This is a genomic window from Brachybacterium sp. FME24, assembly GCF_014897705.1.
GTDB lineage: Bacteria > Actinomycetota > Actinomycetes > Actinomycetales > Dermabacteraceae > Brachybacterium.
Genome location: NZ_JABUXV010000009.1, coordinates 19,170 through 35,956, shown reverse-complemented (window position 1 = coordinate 35,956; position 16,787 = coordinate 19,170). Strand labels below are relative to the sequence as shown.

The 16,787-nt window shown below is 70.6% G+C and carries 18 protein-coding genes; 10 read left to right on the top strand and 8 right to left on the bottom strand.

All coding sequences use genetic code 11. The features are described from left to right. Positions 1 to 60: 60 nt before the first annotated feature. From INT51_RS11520 to INT51_RS11505, 4 genes are all read left to right on the top strand, one after another. Positions 61 to 1,503 (top strand): SLC13 family permease, encoded by a 1,443-nt coding sequence (locus tag INT51_RS11520; protein WP_193105458.1) that lies wholly within the window; start codon positions 61 to 63, stop codon positions 1,501 to 1,503. Positions 1,504 to 1,712: 209 nt separating this feature from the next. Further along, positions 1,713 to 3,428 carry a dihydroxyacetone kinase family protein gene (locus tag INT51_RS11515; protein WP_193105457.1) on the top strand — a complete coding sequence of 572 codons (1,716 nt, stop codon included), beginning with the start codon at positions 1,713 to 1,715 and terminating at the stop codon, positions 3,426 to 3,428. 43 nt (positions 3,429 to 3,471) lie between these two features. Next, complete coding sequence (locus tag INT51_RS11510; protein WP_193105456.1) at positions 3,472 to 3,942, top strand: ribose-5-phosphate isomerase; 471 nt, start codon at positions 3,472 to 3,474, stop codon at positions 3,940 to 3,942. A gap of 433 nt (positions 3,943 to 4,375) precedes the next feature. Further along, positions 4,376 to 5,137: a triose-phosphate isomerase gene (locus INT51_RS11505; protein WP_193105455.1), complete on the top strand. Its 762-nt coding sequence runs from the start codon at positions 4,376 to 4,378 to the stop codon at positions 5,135 to 5,137. Positions 5,138 to 5,241: 104 nt separating this feature from the next. Here INT51_RS11505 and INT51_RS11500 read toward each other — a convergent pair whose 3' ends face one another. Both INT51_RS11500 and INT51_RS11495 read right to left on the bottom strand, forming a co-directional pair. Then, positions 5,242 to 5,760, bottom strand: a complete 519-nt coding sequence (locus INT51_RS11500) for a hypothetical protein (RefSeq protein WP_193105454.1) — start codon at positions 5,758 to 5,760, stop codon at positions 5,242 to 5,244. A 17-nt stretch (positions 5,761 to 5,777) separates the two neighbouring features. Then, on the bottom strand, positions 5,778 to 6,320 hold the full coding sequence (locus INT51_RS11495; protein ID WP_193105453.1) for an HXXEE domain-containing protein: 543 nt from the start codon (positions 6,318 to 6,320) through the stop codon (positions 5,778 to 5,780). Between the two features lie 55 nt (positions 6,321 to 6,375). Here INT51_RS11495 and INT51_RS11490 point away from each other — a divergent pair, with 55 nt between their 5' ends. The 5 genes from INT51_RS11490 (at position 6,376) to INT51_RS11470 (ending at position 10,226) form a co-directional block, all read left to right on the top strand. Further along, positions 6,376 to 6,978, top strand: coding sequence for a TetR/AcrR family transcriptional regulator (locus INT51_RS11490; RefSeq protein WP_193105452.1), 603 nt, complete (start codon positions 6,376 to 6,378; stop codon positions 6,976 to 6,978). A gap of 55 nt (positions 6,979 to 7,033) precedes the next feature. Beyond that, positions 7,034 to 8,086: a S66 peptidase family protein gene (locus tag INT51_RS11485; RefSeq protein ID WP_193105451.1), complete on the top strand. Its 1,053-nt coding sequence runs from the start codon at positions 7,034 to 7,036 to the stop codon at positions 8,084 to 8,086. Between the two features lie 44 nt (positions 8,087 to 8,130). Beyond that, entirely contained in the window at positions 8,131 to 8,493 is a 363-nt protein-coding gene (locus tag INT51_RS11480) for a cupin domain-containing protein (RefSeq protein ID WP_193105450.1), read from the top strand. A gap of 386 nt (positions 8,494 to 8,879) precedes the next feature. After that, positions 8,880 to 9,593 carry a hypothetical protein gene (locus INT51_RS11475; RefSeq protein ID WP_193105449.1) on the top strand — a complete coding sequence of 238 codons (714 nt, stop codon included), beginning with the start codon at positions 8,880 to 8,882 and terminating at the stop codon, positions 9,591 to 9,593. 84 nt (positions 9,594 to 9,677) lie between these two features. Then, complete coding sequence (locus tag INT51_RS11470) at positions 9,678 to 10,226, top strand: GNAT family N-acetyltransferase (protein ID WP_193105448.1); 549 nt, start codon at positions 9,678 to 9,680, stop codon at positions 10,224 to 10,226. Positions 10,227 to 10,255: 29 nt separating this feature from the next. Here INT51_RS11470 and INT51_RS11465 read toward each other — a convergent pair whose 3' ends face one another. From INT51_RS11465 to INT51_RS11450, 4 genes are all read right to left on the bottom strand, one after another. Beyond that, on the bottom strand, positions 10,256 to 10,969 hold the full coding sequence (locus INT51_RS11465; RefSeq protein ID WP_193105447.1) for a GntR family transcriptional regulator: 714 nt from the start codon (positions 10,967 to 10,969) through the stop codon (positions 10,256 to 10,258). Positions 10,970 to 11,133: 164 nt separating this feature from the next. Beyond that, a complete protein-coding gene (locus INT51_RS11460; protein WP_193105446.1) occupies positions 11,134 to 12,135 on the bottom strand; it encodes a Gfo/Idh/MocA family protein in 1,002 nt (333 codons plus the stop codon). Then, the gene (locus INT51_RS11455; RefSeq protein ID WP_193105445.1) at positions 12,129 to 13,121 is read right to left on the bottom strand and encodes a Gfo/Idh/MocA family protein; all 993 of its coding nucleotides are present in this window, start codon (positions 13,119 to 13,121) and stop codon (positions 12,129 to 12,131) included. Before INT51_RS11455 ends, INT51_RS11460 begins: the two co-directional genes overlap by 7 nt. A 196-nt stretch (positions 13,122 to 13,317) precedes the next feature. Beyond that, complete coding sequence (locus tag INT51_RS11450; protein WP_193105444.1) at positions 13,318 to 14,352, bottom strand: LacI family DNA-binding transcriptional regulator; 1,035 nt, start codon at positions 14,350 to 14,352, stop codon at positions 13,318 to 13,320. Between the two features lie 261 nt (positions 14,353 to 14,613). On the opposite strand from INT51_RS11450, the gene INT51_RS11445 reads away from it, so the two are divergent. Beyond that, positions 14,614 to 15,051 carry a VOC family protein gene (locus tag INT51_RS11445; RefSeq protein WP_193105443.1) on the top strand — a complete coding sequence of 146 codons (438 nt, stop codon included), beginning with the start codon at positions 14,614 to 14,616 and terminating at the stop codon, positions 15,049 to 15,051. A 10-nt stretch (positions 15,052 to 15,061) separates the two neighbouring features. On the opposite strand, the gene INT51_RS11440 is transcribed toward INT51_RS11445, so the two are convergent. Beyond that, on the bottom strand, positions 15,062 to 16,120 hold the full coding sequence (locus INT51_RS11440; protein WP_193105442.1) for a LacI family DNA-binding transcriptional regulator: 1,059 nt from the start codon (positions 16,118 to 16,120) through the stop codon (positions 15,062 to 15,064). Continuing rightward, positions 16,117 to 16,785, bottom strand: a complete 669-nt coding sequence (locus INT51_RS11435) for a DUF624 domain-containing protein (protein WP_193105441.1) — start codon at positions 16,783 to 16,785, stop codon at positions 16,117 to 16,119. Before INT51_RS11435 ends, INT51_RS11440 begins: the two co-directional genes overlap by 4 nt. Positions 16,786 to 16,787: the final 2 nt, after the last annotated feature.

Here is a 16,787-nt window from a genome sequence, read left to right as displayed (position 1 = left end):
CCGCAGTTCGTCGCCGGGGCGGCCTGAGGGTCGCCCCGGCCCCTCCCGAAAGGCCCAATGATGGACCCTCTTCTTCTGATCACGATCGCGGTCGTCGCGATCGCGATCCTCCTGTTCACGGTCATCAAGCTCAAGTGGCCGGCCTTCATCTCGCTGCTGTTCGTGGCCGTCCTGACCGCGCTGGCCGGCGGCATCGCCATCCAGGACGTCGTGCCCCTGATGATCGAGGGCATGGGCGGCACCCTCGGCTCGGTCGCTCTGCTGGTCGGTCTCGGCGCGATGCTCGGCGGCATCATCGAGAAGACCGGCGGCGCCGAGATCATCGCCCGACGCGCCGCCGAGGTCCTCGGCGAGAAGCGGCTCGAGGCCGCCCTGCTGACGTCTGCCGGCCTGATCGCGATCCCGATCTTCTTCGACGTCGCCTTCATCATCCTGGTGCCGATCATCTTCGCCTTCGCCAAGGCCGCCGGGCATCGCAGCCCCGTCGCCCTCGGCATGCCGGTCGCGGTGTTCATGGTGTTCATCCACAACACGGTCCCGCCGCATCCGGGCGTCGTCGGCTCCACCACCCTGCTGGGTGAGGACCTGATGGGCCTGGTGACGATCATGGGCATCGCGCTGGCGATCCCGATGGGCGTTCTCGTGTACGTCCTGGGCAAGCGCATCACCTCCCGGGTGTTCGAGCTCTCGCCGGCGATGCAGGAGAAGTACGCGGCAGCCGGCGCCGCGAGCCTGGACTACTCGACGGGCCGGGGCGCCGCGGACAGCGAGGGCAGCCCCACCGGTGCCGGCTCGACCGGCGGGGCGGATGGTCCCGCGCACGCGCAGCGCCGCCCGCCGGCCGGGCTCGTCGTCGCGGTGATCCTGCTGCCGATCCTGATGATCGCCAGCGGCACCGTCGGGACCCTCCTGGCCGCGGAGGGCTCGACCGCGGCGAACGTGCTGGCCTTCGTCGGCGCTCCCGGGTTCGCCCTGCTGGTCGCGACGCTGGGGGCGATGTACCTGCTGGGCATCATGTACGGATGGGGCAGGCAGCAGGTCAGCGAGGTGATGGACGCCGCTCTCGGCCCGGCCGCGATCGTCATCCTGGTCACCGGCGCCGGCGGCGTCTTCGCCAAGGTCCTCACCGAGACCGGGGTCGGCGATGCCGTCTCGGGGCTCCTGCTGGATGCGGGCGTGCCGATCCTGCTGCTGGCCTTCCTGGTGGCCCTCGCGTTCAAGGTGGCCCAAGGCTCCGGCACGGTCGCGACGCTCTCCGCGGCGGGCATCGTCCAGGGCACCGTTCTGGCCGGCGACTACTCACCGGTGCAGGTCGCCCTGATCATCCTGGCGATCGGTCTGGGTTCGGTGTCCCTGTCGCACATCAATGACTCCGGCTTCTGGATCGCCACGAAGTTCCTCGGGCTCTCCGTGGCCGACGGCCTGCGCACCTGGTCGGTGATGACCACGATCCTCGGATTCACCTCGATGGCGATCCTCGGGGTCGTCTGGCTGATCGTCTGACCGGTTCGCCGAGCGGCGGAGGGGCCGAGCGCCGGCACCACCGCTGCACCGATGACCGGCGAGTTCGGTCACCGCGTCACACTCCCACTGTTCGCCCGCCCACAATTCCTATAGGATTATCTGGACTACGGGGCCCTCGCCCCGACAAGTTCGGCAACGACCGCGCGCCGTCGGCTCCCCGTACGGACGCCCGTGGAGGATTTTCACCGATGACGTATCTCTTCAATGACCCGGCCGAGTTCGCGAACGATGCGGTCGCCGGCCTCGCCCTGTCCCATCCCGACCATGTCGCAGTGGTGCACGGCGGCGTCGTGCGCGCCACCGAGACCCCGCAGGGCCAGCCCGCCCTGGTGATCGGCGGCGGCTCCGGCCACTACCCGGCGTTCGCCGGCTGGGTGGGCCCGGGCATGGGCCACGGCGCCCCCTGCGGCAACGTGTTCGCCTCGCCGTCGGCCTCCCAGGTGTACTCGGTCGCCCGCAATGCCGAGAACGGCGGCGGCGTGATCCTCGGCTTCGGCAACTACGCCGGGGACGTCCTCCACTTCGGCGCGGCCGCCGAGAAGCTGCGCGCCGAGGGCATCGACGTGCGCATCATCAAGGTCAGCGACGACATCGTCTCCAACACGCCGCAGAACCACCGTGACCGCCGCGGCATCGCCGGTGACCTGCCGGTCTTCAAGATCGCGGGCGCCGCGATCGAGGGCGGGGCGGATGTCGATACGGCCGAGCGGATCGCCTGGAAGGCCAACGACGCCACCCGATCCTTCGGTGTCGCCTTCGACGGCTGCACCCTCCCCGGCGCCCCCGAGGCGCTGTTCCATGTGCCCGACGGCCAGATGGGTGTGGGCCTGGGCATCCACGGCGAGCCGGGCGTGCGCGACGAGCCCATCGGCACCGCCGCGGAGATCGCGACGCTCCTGGTCGAGGGCGTCCTCGCCGAGCAGCCGGAGCGGGCGGAGGGCGGCTACCAGGGCCGCGCCGCGGTGATCGTCAACGGTCTGGGCACCGTGAAGTACGAGGAGCTGTTCGTCGTCTACAAGAAGGTCGCCGAGCTGCTCGAGGCCGCGGACATCACGCCTGTGCGCCCCGAGGTCGGCGAGTTCATCACCAGCCTCGACATGGCCGGGCTCTCGCTGTCCCTGGTCTTCCTCGACGAGGAGCTCGAGGCGCACTGGCTGGCCCCGGTCGACACCCCCGCCTTCCACCGCGGGGCGATGCCCGCCGTTCAGCGTCCTCGTCGCGACTCCTTCTGGGAGGCCGGGGCCGATGAGACGCCCGCGTCCACCGAGGAGTCCCGCGAGGTCGCCACGAAGGCCGCCGCCGTGCTGGACCTGTTCGCCGCCGTCTGCGTGCGCGAGGAGGCCGAGCTGGGCCGGATCGATGCGATCGCCGGCGACGGCGACCACGGGCAGGGCATGGCCTATGGCTCCAAGGGTGCCGCGGCCGCCGCGAAGACTGCTCTCCAGGACGGGGCCGGTGCCCGCACCCTGCTGGTCCGCGCTGGCGAGGCCTGGGCCGAATCCGCCGGTGGCACGTCCGGAGCCCTGTGGGGCGGCGCCCTGACCGCTGCCGCGAGCGTCTTCGCCGATGACGCGGGCAGCTCTCAGCGCGCTGTCGTCGACGCGATCGACGCCGGCATCGACGCGGTGCTGCGCCTGGGCGGTGCGAAGGTGGGCGACAAGACCATGGTCGACGCCCTCGTTCCCTTCCGCGCGGCCCTGGCCGATGCCTTCACCGGGGAGAATGCGTCCGAGGCGATCCTCGCGGCAGCCGGCGTCGCGCGCACCGCCGCCGACGCGACCGCGGACATCACCGCGAATCTGGGCCGTGCCCGCGTGCTGGGCGACAAGTCGCTCGGCACTCCCGACCCCGGCGCGATCTCCTTCTCGATCCTCATGACCGAGCTCGGGCAGCATCTCGCCTGAGCTCTCGTCCCCCGGCACCACCACTCACCAAGGAGCACACCTCATGGCACTGAAGATCATCGTCGGCGGCGACAACGCCGGCTTCGGCTACAAGGAAGAGTTCAAGACGCTGCTCGAGGCGGACGACCGCGTCGAGTCGGTGTTCGACGTCGGCGTCGGTTCGGCCGACGACGGCACCTTCTACCCCAACGTCGCCGTCGCGGCAGCGGAGAAGGTCGCCGCGGGCGAGGCCGATCGCGCCCTGCTGATCTGCGGCACCGGCCTGGGCGTGGCGATCGCGGCCAACAAGGTCTCCGGCGTCCGTGCCGTGACCGCGCACGACCTGTACTCCGTGCAGCGCTCGGTCCTGTCGAACAACGCGCAGGTGCTGTGCATGGGTCAGCGCGTCATCGGCCTCGAAGCTGCGAAGGAGCTGATCAAGGTATGGCTGGACCTCGAGTTCGACCCCACCTCGTCCTCCGCCGAGAAGGTCGACGCGATCTGCGCCTACGACGGCTCCCTCGACCAGGCCTGAACAACCGCCGGGCCCGCTGACCCGGCCACCCCGCCCAACCCGCCTATCCCGGCCACACCGGCCACCGCGGATCCCTGGCCACCCTGGCCACCGCGGATCCCCGGCCACCCGCGGATCCCCGGCAACCCGCGGGTTACCGAGTTTGTCGACGAAAACTTCCATGGATGGGAAGTTTTCGTCGATCAACTGGGGCGGCTCGGTGCTCGACACCCTGTGTGGTCGGCGCGAGGCGATTCGCGACGGCCCCGAGGGATGACGACAGTGCCCCGGGGGGGGCGGAGGCAGTGGCTGGGGCTGGCGACTGGCGACTGGCGGCTGGCGGCTGGCGGCTGGCGGCTGGCGGCTGGCGGCTGGCGGCAGTGATCGACGAGAACACCTGACCTGAACCACCACGACGGGCGGCACGCTCGCCCGGACGGAAGGACTACGCGCCATGAGCACCCTGTGGATCGGCACCAGTTGGAAGATGACCAAGACGCTCGACGAGGGTCGGGCCTGGGCCGAGAGCCTTCGCGACGATCTCGGCGGGGTCGCCCCGACGGGCGTGCAGCCTTTCGTCATCCCCTCGTTCACCGCCACCACCGCGGTGGGTGAGGTGCTCGGCGCCGACTCGCCGGTGCTGCTCGGCGTGCAGAACGCCCATTGGGAGGACGCCGGCGCTTGGACCGGTGAGGTCTCCGTCCCTCAGGCGAAGGACGCCGGGGCCCAGATCGTCGAGATCGGCCACTCCGAGCGGCGCGAGCACTTCGGCGAGACCGTCGAGACCACCCGGCGGAAGGTCTCCGCGACCCTGCGCCACGGGCTCACTCCCCTGCTGTGCATCGGCGAGAGCCTCGAGGTGAAGGACGCCGGCGGCTCCGCCGAGTTCATCCTCGAGCAGGCAGCGGGCGCTCTCGAGGGTCTGAGCGCCGACCAGCTCTCCCGGGTGGTCATCGCCTACGAGCCGATCTGGGCGATCGGCGAGAAGGGCCGCCCCGCCACCGTCGAAGAACTGATCGAGCCCTTCGCCGCGCTCGGAGAGGCCTACACCGGAAAGGTCACCGGGATCCTCTACGGCGGCTCCGTGAACCTGGACAACGCCGCCGAGCTGCTGCGCATCGAGCACGTCACCGGGCTGTTCGTCGGCCGCACCGCCTGGGAGCTCGGGGGCTATCTCGAGCTGCTGCGGATCGCCGAGGCGCACGCCGCGCGCTGATCCCGAGCCGCTCGACGCACGTCGAGGCCCTGCACCCTCTCCAGTGGCTGCAGGCCCGGCGATGTCCCACCGGCGCCCTGCGTCCGCCCGAGCCGGCCGTCGCCTCACCCGCGACCCAGACCGGCCCGGCGCGCACGATCGACGCTGTCCCACACCGCCAGCACGATCACGGCGATGGCGAGGAGATCGACGGGCACGGACCACTCGCCATCGTCGCCGGTGATTCCGGAGATCTGCTGAGGCACGTCGTCCATCAGCAGGACGCCCTGCGCCAGCGGAATCAGGGTCACGGCGACGCCGAGACCATTGATGACGATGTTCGCCACCGCCAGAGCAGGGGTCCAGCGGCCGATGCTCCACGCCGTGACGAGGAGCGCGACCTCGAGCGCGAGCACCGCGAAGATCAGCACGCGCCAGGCGGGCGCCAGCTGGGGATTCAGGACCTGGATCTGCGCTCCGTCGTCCGCCACTCCCCCGAACTGCCACGCCACGACGGCGATGACCGCAAACAGGAACAGGACCGAGGCGAGGTGGCCCGACGAACGAGCCGGTTCGGTGTCCCGTCGGCGTACCTTCAGGCTCTCGCTCCGGCCCTTTCCCCTCAGGCGATCTCGGGATCCCACAGACCGCGCCCGCCGGATCAACGCAGCGCCCCGAGCACCGTCGAGAGTGCCGCGGCGATCACGAGCGATCCCAGCACCAGCAGGACTGCCGCGGCGATGGTGATCGCCAGTGACCCCGTCGTCCATCTCATCGGCGGCAGCGATCTGGTCACGAGCAGCCCGATCGGCAGCAGCACCAGGGCACCGCTGACCACCCCGGGCATCAGGCTCCAGGACGCTGCACTCATCACGAGGTGGCTGCCGGCGTTGACGATCACCGCGTAGGCGATGCTCACCAGCGCCGCTTCACTCCACCTGGCGCGGCTCACCACTGCGGTGATGGCCGTGGCGAGCACCGCCACGGTCACCAGGGCGAGCGCGAGCCCGAACTGTGCCTGATCACCGTGCAGCGAGCCACCCGGCATCCAGGGATGATCGTCGATCCACCTGGTCAGGCCGAACATCCATTCCTCGGCATTGTGGAGTGCCAGGCCGACGACGACGAGCGCCCACAGCAGTGCCAGCCGCCGCCCAGGCACCCGTTCGGTCTCGGCATCAGCTGAGTCCAGGACCTGTGCCATTCACCCACCTCCCGTACGAACGTAAGACTCGTCTTACGAGTGTATGATGCCGCTCGTGGAGAACTCAAGGGATGGCAAGCTCCGAATCGCCGAAGCTGTGTGGCGGACAGTGGCCCGCGAGGGCGTCGCAGGGGTGAGCGTCCGTGCGGTCGCCACGGAGGCCGGCGTGACGGGAGGGACGGTTCAGTACCACTTCCCCGCTCGCGCTCAGATGGTGCACTTCGCGATGGAGCTCCTCGCCGAACGGTTCACGCAGCGCTTGACGGCCATGCCGCGCACCGGACCCGTCCTGGCATGGACCCGTGCGATCCTGCTCGAACTGCTCCCCCTCAACGACGAGCGCCACCGCGAGTTCCGGGTGTGGCTCTCCTTCACCACCCACGCCCATACCGACTCCGAGCTGACCGCACTCTCACGGCGCTTCGAGGGGCAGCTGCGCGAGCTCTACCAGCGACTCCTCCGAGCCCGGCGTGACGCCATCCTCGGCGACCGCGACGCTCCGCGCGCTGAGCCCGAGCCCCTCGACGACCGGGATGCAGCTGTGCTCGAAGCCGTCGTCGACGGACTCGCGCTGCAACTGGCGGGCATGGAGCCGGGCGCCGCCGCCACGCTCGGCCCTGAGCTGCTCGACCGCTATCTGGAAGTCTCCGCACGCTGATCAGCAGGTGCTCCCGCCGATGCGACTGGGACGAGGGGTCTGCTTCACTCAGGTCATGACTCCCCCACGCTTCAGCTCACCTGCCAAGGCCGGGCCCGGTGACCGCATCGCCGTCCTCTCCCCGGCCTTCGCCGCGCCCGCCATCTCAGAGTCGGTCCACGAGCAGGCGATGCGCAGGCTGACCGAGACGACGGGGCTCGTCCCTGTCGAGTACCCGACCACTCGACAGCTGGGCGCCAGTGCCGCTGCGCGCGCCGACGACGTCATGAGCGCCTTCACCGACCCGTCGATCCGGGCGATCATCGCGACGGTCGGCGGCGATGACCAGATCACCGTGATCCCGCACCTGGAAGGAGATGTCCTCGCCGCACATCCGAAGCCATTCCTCGGCTACAGCGACAACACGAACCTTCACAATCTGCTCTGGAGCCTCGGGGTCCCCAGCTTCTACGGCGGTTCGACGCAGGTTCATCTCGGCCCCGGCCCGCGCGTGGACGAAATCCACCGGCGCTCGTTACGCGCCGCTCTGCTGGACGGTGGCGTCATCGAGCTGACTGAGCCGGGAGAGTCGGAGGACGTCGGCCACTCCTGGACCGATCCCCGCGCACTGACCGAGTTCGGCTCGCGGGAACCGACCGGGCCGTGGGCATGGTCCGGTCCGGAGGTGACGGTAGAAGGTCGCACCTGGGGCGGCTGCCTCGAAGTGATCGACCAGATCGCGATGGCCGGTCGGATGCCTGCCGTGAAGAGCCTTGCCGGCGGAATCCTCCTACTCGAGACCAGCGAGGAGCTCCCCTCTGCGAACGAGGTAGCACGCTGGGTGCGCGCCCTGGGCGAGCGGGGAGTCCTCGAGGCGGTCTCCGGCGTGCTCGTCGCCCGTCCACCGGTCAGCGCGCTGGGCTCCCCCGCGCCCCTCTCGGAGCGGCGCGAGAGTCTGCGGGCGGCGCAGCGCGACGTGATCCTCGAGCAGCTCGGACGCTACAACGCAGGTGCCGTGGTCTGCATCGGGGTGCCCTTCGGTCACACTCGACCGCAGTGGATCCTGCCCTACGGAGGCACCATCCGCCTCGAAGGCGCCGGCCGCACCGTCTCGGTCGACTACGGCTGATTCCGACGTACCCACTGCCCAGCCACGGCCGCTAGCGTCGCCCCATGGACAACGACGTACAGAACCTGCGGTCGGCACTCGCTGCGGTCACCGCGCATTGGCAACCGCACCGGCTGACCAGCATCAACGACTATGACCTGAAGATCGTCAAGCTTCAGGGGGAGTTCGTCTGGCACTCCCATCCCGACACCGACGAATTGTTCCTGGTCCTGGAGGGCGAACTCACGATCCAACTCCGTGACCGCGATGTCCTCCTCGGCCCGGATGATGTCTACGTGGTCCCGCGGGGCGTCGAGCATCGCCCGAAAGCCACCCAGGAGGTCCACGCGCTGCTCATCGAACCCCGCGGAACGGTCAACACCGGCGATGCCGGAGGGGAGATGACCTCGCCGTTGCGCGAGCTGTAGCAGGAGGGTCGGGCATCGAGCTGCAGCGCTCGCCCTCCCCAGGCGCGCCGCACACGGTGGGTACTGGCGCGGTGGTCCGCCCGGGTGCCTGCCCCCAGGCCGGGTTCGAGAACGCGCGATATCCTGGTGCCGGTCGATGACGAGGTGTGCAGGCGGGCTCTGCCCGTGAATCGGAACGGACCTGCCGTCTCGTCGCTGACCTCTATCCCACGGGAGATCAGGGGGTATCTGTGAGCAACACGAGCCGATCACCGAATGTTCGGCCGGATCGTAGGGGCCGCGCCCCCGTCCGTCCACCCACGTCGCGAGGACGAGCCCCGGCGTGGAGCCCCGTCCCGCACCCGCTCGAGGGCACCGTCCATGCCCCGGTCCCGAAGACTCTCGCGATGCCACGGCGGCGGGGTCGCTGGCTCACCGTCGTCGTCCCGTCTGTCCTGGGCGGCACCATCGGGATCAGCAGCTTCCTCGTGCTCGGGGTGAGCAGCCTCATCGGGGGTGCCGGACTCCTGGCCCCCGTACTGGCCGGCCTGGGGGTCGGCGTCGTCGTCGGCGGAGGTGCAGCGTTTCTGCTGCGCAACCGGCGACAGGGGCCAGTGCGGCTGAACACGGCCCGCGCGGAGATGCCTGTGGGCACTCGCCCGGTGCTCGAGAAGATCGTGAGATCCACGAAGCAGGAGAGCCGACGCCTCAGTCGGATGCGACGACGTCGGCCCGGTCCCGCCGTCAAGCCGGTGCTGAACCGCGCCGAGTCGCTCTTGCAGCGGATCGACTCCCTGGTGGACTCCGCGCCGATGCAGGCGCGTCGCGCGTCGGACCAGGACATGCTGATGCTGGAAGGGACGGCCGCCCGCTACGTCCCCGACCTGGTGAGCGCCCTGGAGGACACCATCGGCTTCCTCTCATCCGTCACGGGTGAAGCTCAAGAGCGCGCGCTGACGAATCTGCACAGCATCGACCAGCAGCTGACGGCCCTCGGCGAAGAGCTGGACCGCATCGAACGCGACGCCGTCGAAGGGGTCACCAGATCGCTCGACGTCCACTCCGAATTCCTCCGACTGCGACTCCCCGACCAGAGCGCGAGCCCGTTCGAGGACCGCTGAAACCCGCACTCTGCTAGCCCGTCACGTGCCCCTCGCCCCGGTTGGTGCATAGCGTCGACCCTTCATGTGCCCGACGATGGAGGCATGCAGAGCTGCGACGTGTTCCTCCGTCCGTGCGAGCCAACCGATCTGGAGGCGCTGGAAGCGTGGGCGCCCACCGGCAACAGCCGCACCCATTCGGTGAGGTTCGCGCGCCAGGAGGCCGGGACCAGCACGTACTACCTGGCATCGTGCCTGCAGTCCCCGGAGGCATTCGTCGGATCCTGCGAGATCCGGTGGAACGGCTGCGTCGATCCGACCGTTCCCCGGTGCCCCGAGGTCAACGGTCTCCAGGTATGGCCCGAGCATCTCCGATCCCACGGGATCGGAACCCAGATGCTCGGCCTGCTCGAGCACGAGGTGACGGGGCGCGGGCATCGCGTCCTCGGACTCGGCGTGGACGATCCTCGGGCCAAGGCGCTGTACCTGCGGCTCGGCTACGAGGACACCCGTCAGGACTACATCGACCGGTACACCTGGATCGACGATCAGCACACCGAACATCATGCGGCAGAGCCGTGTCGGTGGATGAGGAAGGACCTGACCGGTTCCGGGAGCCAGGTCGACTCCGACCTCCGTCAGGTCGGGCCCTGAGGAGTCTCCCTGCGTCGTCGGGGTCCAGCTCAGGCCGGGGCGCCATCCGCGGCCGTCGCCGACTCGTCCTGAACGGTGGTGAGCGAGCGCTCCAGCACGGCGTCGAGGTGATCGGTCAGCGCCTTCAGCGCCGCGTCATGGTGGTGACGGCGCACCTTCTCCAGGATCGCGCCGTGCTCCTCGTACGCCTCACGGGCGTCGAGCTGCAGGGGCCCGCCCTCCCAGGTCTGGCGCATGCGGTGGGTGTGGGTGCGCAGGCTCTCGAACATCTGCGCCAGGTAGCGGTTGTCCGCGTACTTGTAGAGAGTCTGGTGGAAGCCCCAGTCGGCCTGGAAGTGCTCGCTGACCAGTTCGTAGGACACGTCGCCCGCCGCTTCGATGCGGGTGATGATCTCGGCGTGCACCGCCTGGGCCGCTTCGAGGTCCTCGACCAGCTCGTCCCAGTGCTCGAAGGCGCGGTCCAGCACGGCCAGCTCGATGGTCTTGCGAGCCTCGAGGAGCTCGGTGATCTGATCGCGATTCAGCATCGGGGCGACCACGTAGCCGCGCAGAGCGACATACTCCACCAGGCCGGAGCGCTCGAGGGACACCATCGCCTCCCGCACCGGCGTCGGCGAGACCTCGAGGTCCCGGGCCAGCCCATCGATGCTCAGACGCGAGCCCGGGGCCCAGCGGGACTCGAGCAGCCGCTCCAGCATGAGCCCCTCGACCTCGTCGCGCAGAACCTGTCGCTTGATGGCCATGGTGAGTCCCTTCGACGGCGTCAGGGCGGGTCAGTACTCCATGCCCTCACGCACTGGTTATCCGTTTTCCCATAGGATACCTAGCTGGCCTGGCCAGGGGACCAGAATCAGGACTTTGCTCGGAGCGGACCCCTGCCCAGGGAGCGGCGCCGACGCCGCTCCGCTCAGATGCTCGCCAGCTCCACCGGCTGCCCGCTGCGCACGGACTCCTGCGCTGCGGCGACCACCCGCACCGTGCGCAGACCGACGTCACCCGAAGGCTCCGCGGTCGCACCGGAGCGGACGGCACCCAGGAAGGCCTCGAGCAGCGCCGAGTCGGAGTCGACCCCATAGGCCAGCCACTGGCCGTGCCCGCCGACGTGCTCGGCGAAGGCGTCGACCTGGAGCTGCCCGCCGGTGCCGACCGCCTGGATGCGCAGGCCGCCCCAGGTCGGGGCGTCGGCCGGCTGGGACCAGGAGCAGTCGATGGTGGCGACCAGCCCGGAGGAGTAGGTGAGTGTGACGAGCCCTCCGGTCTCCGCGCCCTCGCCGGCCCGGTCCGCCCACAGGATGCGGTTGACGGTGGCGTGAACCGTGGCGGGCTCCCCGAAGATCGAATCGAGGATCTCGGCGATGTGCACGGTGTGGTCCACGAGCGAACCGCCGCCGGCGAGCTCGACGTCGGTGAACCATGCTCGCGTGTCGGGCAGTTTGCCGTTGTTGGTGCCGGTGATGCCGATGACCTCGCCGAGGGCGCCGTCGGCGACCGCGGCGCGCAGGGCCTCAGCGGCCGGGGCGAAGTGCACCGGGAACGCGGTCATGAGCACCACACCGGCCTCGCGGCAGGCGGCCACCATCGCCTCGGCGTCGGCGATGTTCGTGGCCAGGGGCTTCTCGCACAGCACATGGACGCCGCGACGGGCCGCTTCCAGCACGAGATCCTTGTGATGGGCGTTCGCGCTGGTCACGACGATGGCATCGGGTCCATCGGGCCAGGCGTTCCAGGCCTCCTGGTAGGAGCCGACGAGGCGCGTGCCCTGCACGTCGCCGTATCCATCGGGGTCGGCGACGACGAGATCGATGTCGGCCTTCGCCTCCAAGCGGCTGGCGTAGGCGCCGGCGTGGGTGTGCGCGCAGCTCATCAGCGCGATCTTCAGCGTGCCCGTGGTGGGCGATGCGGTCAGCATGTGATGCTCCGTCCGGTGCGCAGGGATTCGAGGGCGGCGCGGGAGACCTCGACGGCGTAGGCGCCGTCGGCCGCACTGACCCGGGAGGGGCCGCCGGAGGTGAGAGCGGCGGCGAACTCGAGGATCTCCTCGGCGTACGGGCTGCGCATACCGCTCACGTCGGGCAGGAAGCCGTCACCCGTGGACTGCCGCTGCGTGGCGACCTCGTCGAAGACGACGCCCGGGTCGCCTGCGGAGTCGTACTGCAGGCGGCCGGCGTCCCCGGCCAGGTCGAAGGTGTAGCGGAACTGGGTTCCCGGGGCACCCCACAGCCCGCGGCAGTGGCTGATGGCACCGCCGACGTGGGTGAGCACCGCGTGGGCGGTGCGCACGGTGTCGGTCTCGCTCGAGATCGACTGCTGCGCGTAGACCCGCTCGACGGGCCCGGCCAGCCAGATGGCCTGGTCGATGTCATGGATCATCTGATCCATGACGATGCCGCCGGACTGCGACTCGTCCCCGAACCAGGGCTGGGTGGGGAAGGAGCCGGTGCGCTCGAAGCGCAGCACCGCGATCTGGCCGATGGCCCCGGTCTCCACGGCGCGCTGCGCCGCCGCGTACTGCGGGAAGAACCGCACGACGTGCGCGGGGAAGAGCGTCCGGCCGACGCGCTGGGCGTGCTCGACGACGGAGCGGGCATCCTCGGTGGTCAGGGCGAGCGGCTTCTCGCAGACGACGTCCTTGCCGGCGTCGAGCGCCTGATGGACGATCTCGGCGTGCACCGGGGTGGGCGTGCAGACGTCGACGACGTCGACCGCTGCGAGCAGCTCCTCGAGGGTCGCGTGGACCGTGGCGCCGAAGGTCTCCGCGAAGGCGTCGGCGCCCTCGAGGCTGTGGCAGTGCAGCTCGGCTCCGGTCTCGATCCATCCGGGCGTATGCGCGCGGGAGATCCCTCCGGTGCCGATGATGCCGACGCGCAGGGGCGCGGCGGGGTCCTCGTGGGGCATGGTGTCCCTCTCCGTCACTGGAGCGTGTAGTGGCCGAGTCGATCGTAGCCAGATCCGCACCGGGAAGCACCTCGTTCCGTCGGGCACCGGGCCCTCCCGTGCGAGCACCCCGCCTGACAAGGCGTTCTGCGGTACCGATAGCGCCCTTCCAGGCAGGTTCGTCGAGCCCGGGATCGGCCCGCAGGGTGGAGGCTCGTCACGGCGATGCCTCGAGCTCGGCTCCCGGGGCATCGCAGCCGCAGGTGGCTCGGTGCACGATGCGCGAGGGCAGCACGACGGGCTCCGCGGCGGCCTCATCGCCGTCGATCAGGGCGGCGAGGCGGCGGGCGGCCAGGGCGCCGAGCTCGTCGACGGGCTGGGCCACAGTGGTCAATCCCGGTCGCACGTAGCGGGCGGCGATCACGTCGTCCCAGCCCACCACGGCGATGTCGCCGGGCACGTCCACGCCGAGGTCCTGCAGCTCGTGCATGAGAGCGAGCGCCAGTTCGTCGTTGCCGCAGACCACCGCGTCGAGCTCCAGACGCTCCTGGACGACGCGACGAGCGACGGCCAGCCCCTCCGATTCGACGGAATCGACCTCCATCAGGAGCGCGGGCTCCAGGCCCGCCTCGGCCAGGGCGGCCTCGAAGCCGCGATGACGGGCTCCCACGTCGGAGTGCTCCTCGGGCCGCCCGACGAAAGCGAGGCGGCGCCGACCGGTCTCCAGCAGGTGGCGGGTCAGCCGCGCGGCGGTCGCGTGGTTCTCGGCGAACAGGGCATCCCGGCCGGGGATGCGGGCACGAGCGGCAGTGACCACGGGCTTGCGCTTGGCGACCTCGGCGATGAGGGAATCCTCGGCGGAGCTGCGGGCCATGAAGGCGAGACCGTCGACGTTGCCGGCGAGCCTGCGCACGGCGCGTTCGGGCTGGCTCCCCTGGCCCGCCAGCGCGATCGCCACGGACAGACCGAGCTCGCTGGCCGCCATCTCGAAGGCGACCAGCAGGGCGGCGTAGTAGGGGCCGTCGATATCGGGCAGGACCAGGCCGAGCGCGTGGGTGCGCCGGCCGGCGAGGGCACGGGCGGCGCCGTCGGGCAGGTAATTGAGCTCGCGCACCGCCTCGAGCACGGCCTCGCGGGTGCGTGGCGCGACCTGGGCGCTGCCGGCGAGCGTGCGGGAGACCGTGGCGGTGGAGACACCCGCCTCCCGGGCGACGGCGTAGATGGTCGCGGCGCGGTCGCTGTCCTGGCTCATGGTCTGCCCTCCGCAAGAGGCATCGAGGTCGACGGTTTCAGGTCGAGGTGGGGCGGCGGATGCCGCACTGGGGCAGGGCGCGCGAGAGAACCTGTCGCCGGAGAACTCCCGCGGTGAAACCGCTTACACATCCGTCGTCGAACGTACGGCACGCCGGCAGGGCGCGCAAGGCCAGGAACGACCGGTGCGGGTCGAACGTCGTGCCGTCATGATCAACTGGCCGCCCACACACCACCCGCGACACCAGGAGCGCCCCGCGCCATGACCACCGCCTGGCACCTCACGATCGACTGCTCCGCGCCCGCCGCGCTGGCCCGGTTCTGGGCCGCGGCCCTCGGCTATGAGCCGGCCCCCGTGCCAGCCGGATTCGACAGCTGGGAGGCGTGGCTGATCGCGCACGAGGTCCCCGAGGCGGAGTGGGACGACGGCGCCTATCTCCATGATCCGCAGGGCAGTGCACCGAAGATCTCGTTCCTGCGCGTCCCCGAACCCAAGATCGCCAAGAACCGCCTCCACCTCGACCTGCAGGTGGGAGGGGGCCGACAGGTCCCCGCGCAGCAGCGCTGGCCACGGATACGGAGGGAGGTCGAGCGCCTCACCGACCTCGGGGCGCGCGTGGTCCAGGAGGTCCCCGGCCCCGACGGGCCCGACCACGTGATCATGGCCGATCCCGAAGGAAACGAGTTCTGCGTGGTGTGAGGGCGGCTCGTCAGCCGTGCGCTGCGGTGCTTCCGCGCTCGACCAGCTGATACGGGGCCTCGACCACGCGCGGCGGGCCGTCGTAGCCCTCGATCCGCTCGAGCAGCAGGTCCAGCACGGTCGCGGCGAGAGTCCGCTTGTCCGGGTCGACAGTGGTCAGCGGCGGCGACGTGAACGGGGCCTCGAGGATGTTGTCATGGCCGATCACCGAGACCTTGCCGGGCACCTCGATCCCCAGGGCGTGAAGGCTCAGCAGGGCGCCGCGCGCCAGGTCGTCGTTGCCGCACACGATCCCGTCGATCTCCGGATGCTGCCGCATCAGGGTGCGCACGGCGGAGATGCCGCCCTCCTGGCTCCAGGCGGGCACCGCCTGGACCACCGGCTCCATGACACCGGCCGCCGCGAGGGCCCGGTGGAAGCCGCCCAGGCGCAGCCGGCTGGTGGAGTGCTCCTGCTGGGCCTCCGTGGACTCGAGCGCACCGAGATAGGCGAGGTGGCGTCGGCCATGGCTGAGCAGGTGCGCGGCCGCGTCGTGGGCGGCGCTCTGGTTGTCCGTGCGCACGTAATCGCTGCCGGCGGGCAGGTCCGCCTCCTCGACGTGCTCGCCGATGAACACGGTGGGCAGGATGGTGCGTCCCAGGTGCGCGAGCACGTCCTCTCCGATCAGCAACGGGTTGAACACGACGCCGTCGCCGAGCACGCGCGTGAACCCTGCCAGCACGCTGCGCTCCTCCTCGCGCCCGGCGGCGGTGCTGTGGAGCATGATGCTGCGCCCGCGCCGCTGAGCCTCGTCCGCGAAGGCCTGGGCGAGTTCGGAGAAGTAGGTGCCGGCCAGGGAGGGGATCGCGAGGGTGATGAGCCCGCTGGTGCCGGTGCGCATCTGCTGCGCGCTGACCTGGGGTCGGTAGTTGAGCTCACGGATCGCGTCCTGCACCCGCTCCCGAGTGCCGGGGCCCACATTGGGACGGTCGTTGACCACGTTGGAGACCGTCTTGATCGACACCCCGAGCCGGGCGGCGATGTCCCGCATCGTGGCATTGCGCGGCCGCTCCCCCGGCCCGGACATCATCGACCCGCCCCGGAGGGCAGGGCATCATCGAGCCGGGACTGCCAGGTGCGGACGAGGACGATAGTGGTCACGGCCACCAGGATCCCACCTCCACAGGCCAGGGCCACGGGTTGGACGATCACCGAGATCAGCAGCGTCGCCGCCAGCGTGATCGCCCAGGACGCGGTGGCGATCGGGAGCAGGACCACCCCGGCGAGCGCGCCGCGCCAGAGCGTCGACGCCGGGGCCGAGGGGCGCAGCACGTGCAGCGCGATCGCGTGGAAGCCCGCGAGCGTCGCGATCACGAGCAGCACGACGGAGGCCGCGAAACCCGCGGGGAAGAACCAGCCGGGCAGGGCGCCCGCCGCCGCGAGGGCCACGTTCAGCCCGGCGGCCAGGGCGATCACCACGAAGGGCCCGGCGGCGCGATTCGCCGCGACCAGCTCACGGCGGAACCGACGCAGGACCGCGACGGCGAGCGCGCTGGGCCCGGTGGCCCGACCGAGATCCTCGTCCCCATGCAGCAGTGCGACCAGAGTCGCCGTGGCCGGCGCGACTCCGCCCACCACGGCCCCCATCAGCACGAGCACCACCCAGGTCAGGTGGACGGCGACCAGCCGGGGCACCCAGGCGAGGACCACCATGATGCCGCCGGCGGCGCTCGGGCGAGCGCCCGTCAGGGTCACGC

What these genes read in the sequence shown, in the direction of transcription:
- INT51_RS11465 (WP_193105447.1), bottom strand. Translation starts at nt 10,969, where the DNA reads ATGGCCATCAAGCGACAGGTTCTGCGCGACGAGGTCGAGGGGCTCATG.
- INT51_RS11515 (WP_193105457.1), top strand. Translation starts at nt 1,713, where the DNA reads ATGACGTATCTCTTCAATGACCCGGCCGAGTTCGCGAACGATGCGGTC.
- INT51_RS11445 (WP_193105443.1), top strand. Translation starts at nt 14,614, where the DNA reads ATGACCACCGCCTGGCACCTCACGATCGACTGCTCCGCGCCCGCCGCG.
- INT51_RS11475 (WP_193105449.1), top strand. Translation starts at nt 8,880, where the DNA reads ATGCCACGGCGGCGGGGTCGCTGGCTCACCGTCGTCGTCCCGTCTGTC.
- INT51_RS11520 (WP_193105458.1), top strand. Translation starts at nt 61, where the DNA reads ATGGACCCTCTTCTTCTGATCACGATCGCGGTCGTCGCGATCGCGATC.
- INT51_RS11510 (WP_193105456.1), top strand. Translation starts at nt 3,472, where the DNA reads ATGGCACTGAAGATCATCGTCGGCGGCGACAACGCCGGCTTCGGCTAC.
- INT51_RS11470 (WP_193105448.1), top strand. Translation starts at nt 9,678, where the DNA reads ATGCAGAGCTGCGACGTGTTCCTCCGTCCGTGCGAGCCAACCGATCTG.
- INT51_RS11440 (WP_193105442.1), bottom strand. Translation starts at nt 16,120, where the DNA reads ATGATGTCCGGGCCGGGGGAGCGGCCGCGCAATGCCACGATGCGGGAC.
- INT51_RS11495 (WP_193105453.1), bottom strand. Translation starts at nt 6,320, where the DNA reads ATGGCACAGGTCCTGGACTCAGCTGATGCCGAGACCGAACGGGTGCCT.
- INT51_RS11450 (WP_193105444.1), bottom strand. Translation starts at nt 14,352, where the DNA reads ATGAGCCAGGACAGCGACCGCGCCGCGACCATCTACGCCGTCGCCCGG.
- INT51_RS11485 (WP_193105451.1), top strand. Translation starts at nt 7,034, where the DNA reads ATGACTCCCCCACGCTTCAGCTCACCTGCCAAGGCCGGGCCCGGTGAC.
- INT51_RS11455 (WP_193105445.1), bottom strand. Translation starts at nt 13,121, where the DNA reads ATGCCCCACGAGGACCCCGCCGCGCCCCTGCGCGTCGGCATCATCGGC.
- INT51_RS11505 (WP_193105455.1), top strand. Translation starts at nt 4,376, where the DNA reads ATGAGCACCCTGTGGATCGGCACCAGTTGGAAGATGACCAAGACGCTC.
- INT51_RS11460 (WP_193105446.1), bottom strand. Translation starts at nt 12,135, where the DNA reads ATGCTGACCGCATCGCCCACCACGGGCACGCTGAAGATCGCGCTGATG.
- INT51_RS11480 (WP_193105450.1), top strand. Translation starts at nt 8,131, where the DNA reads ATGGACAACGACGTACAGAACCTGCGGTCGGCACTCGCTGCGGTCACC.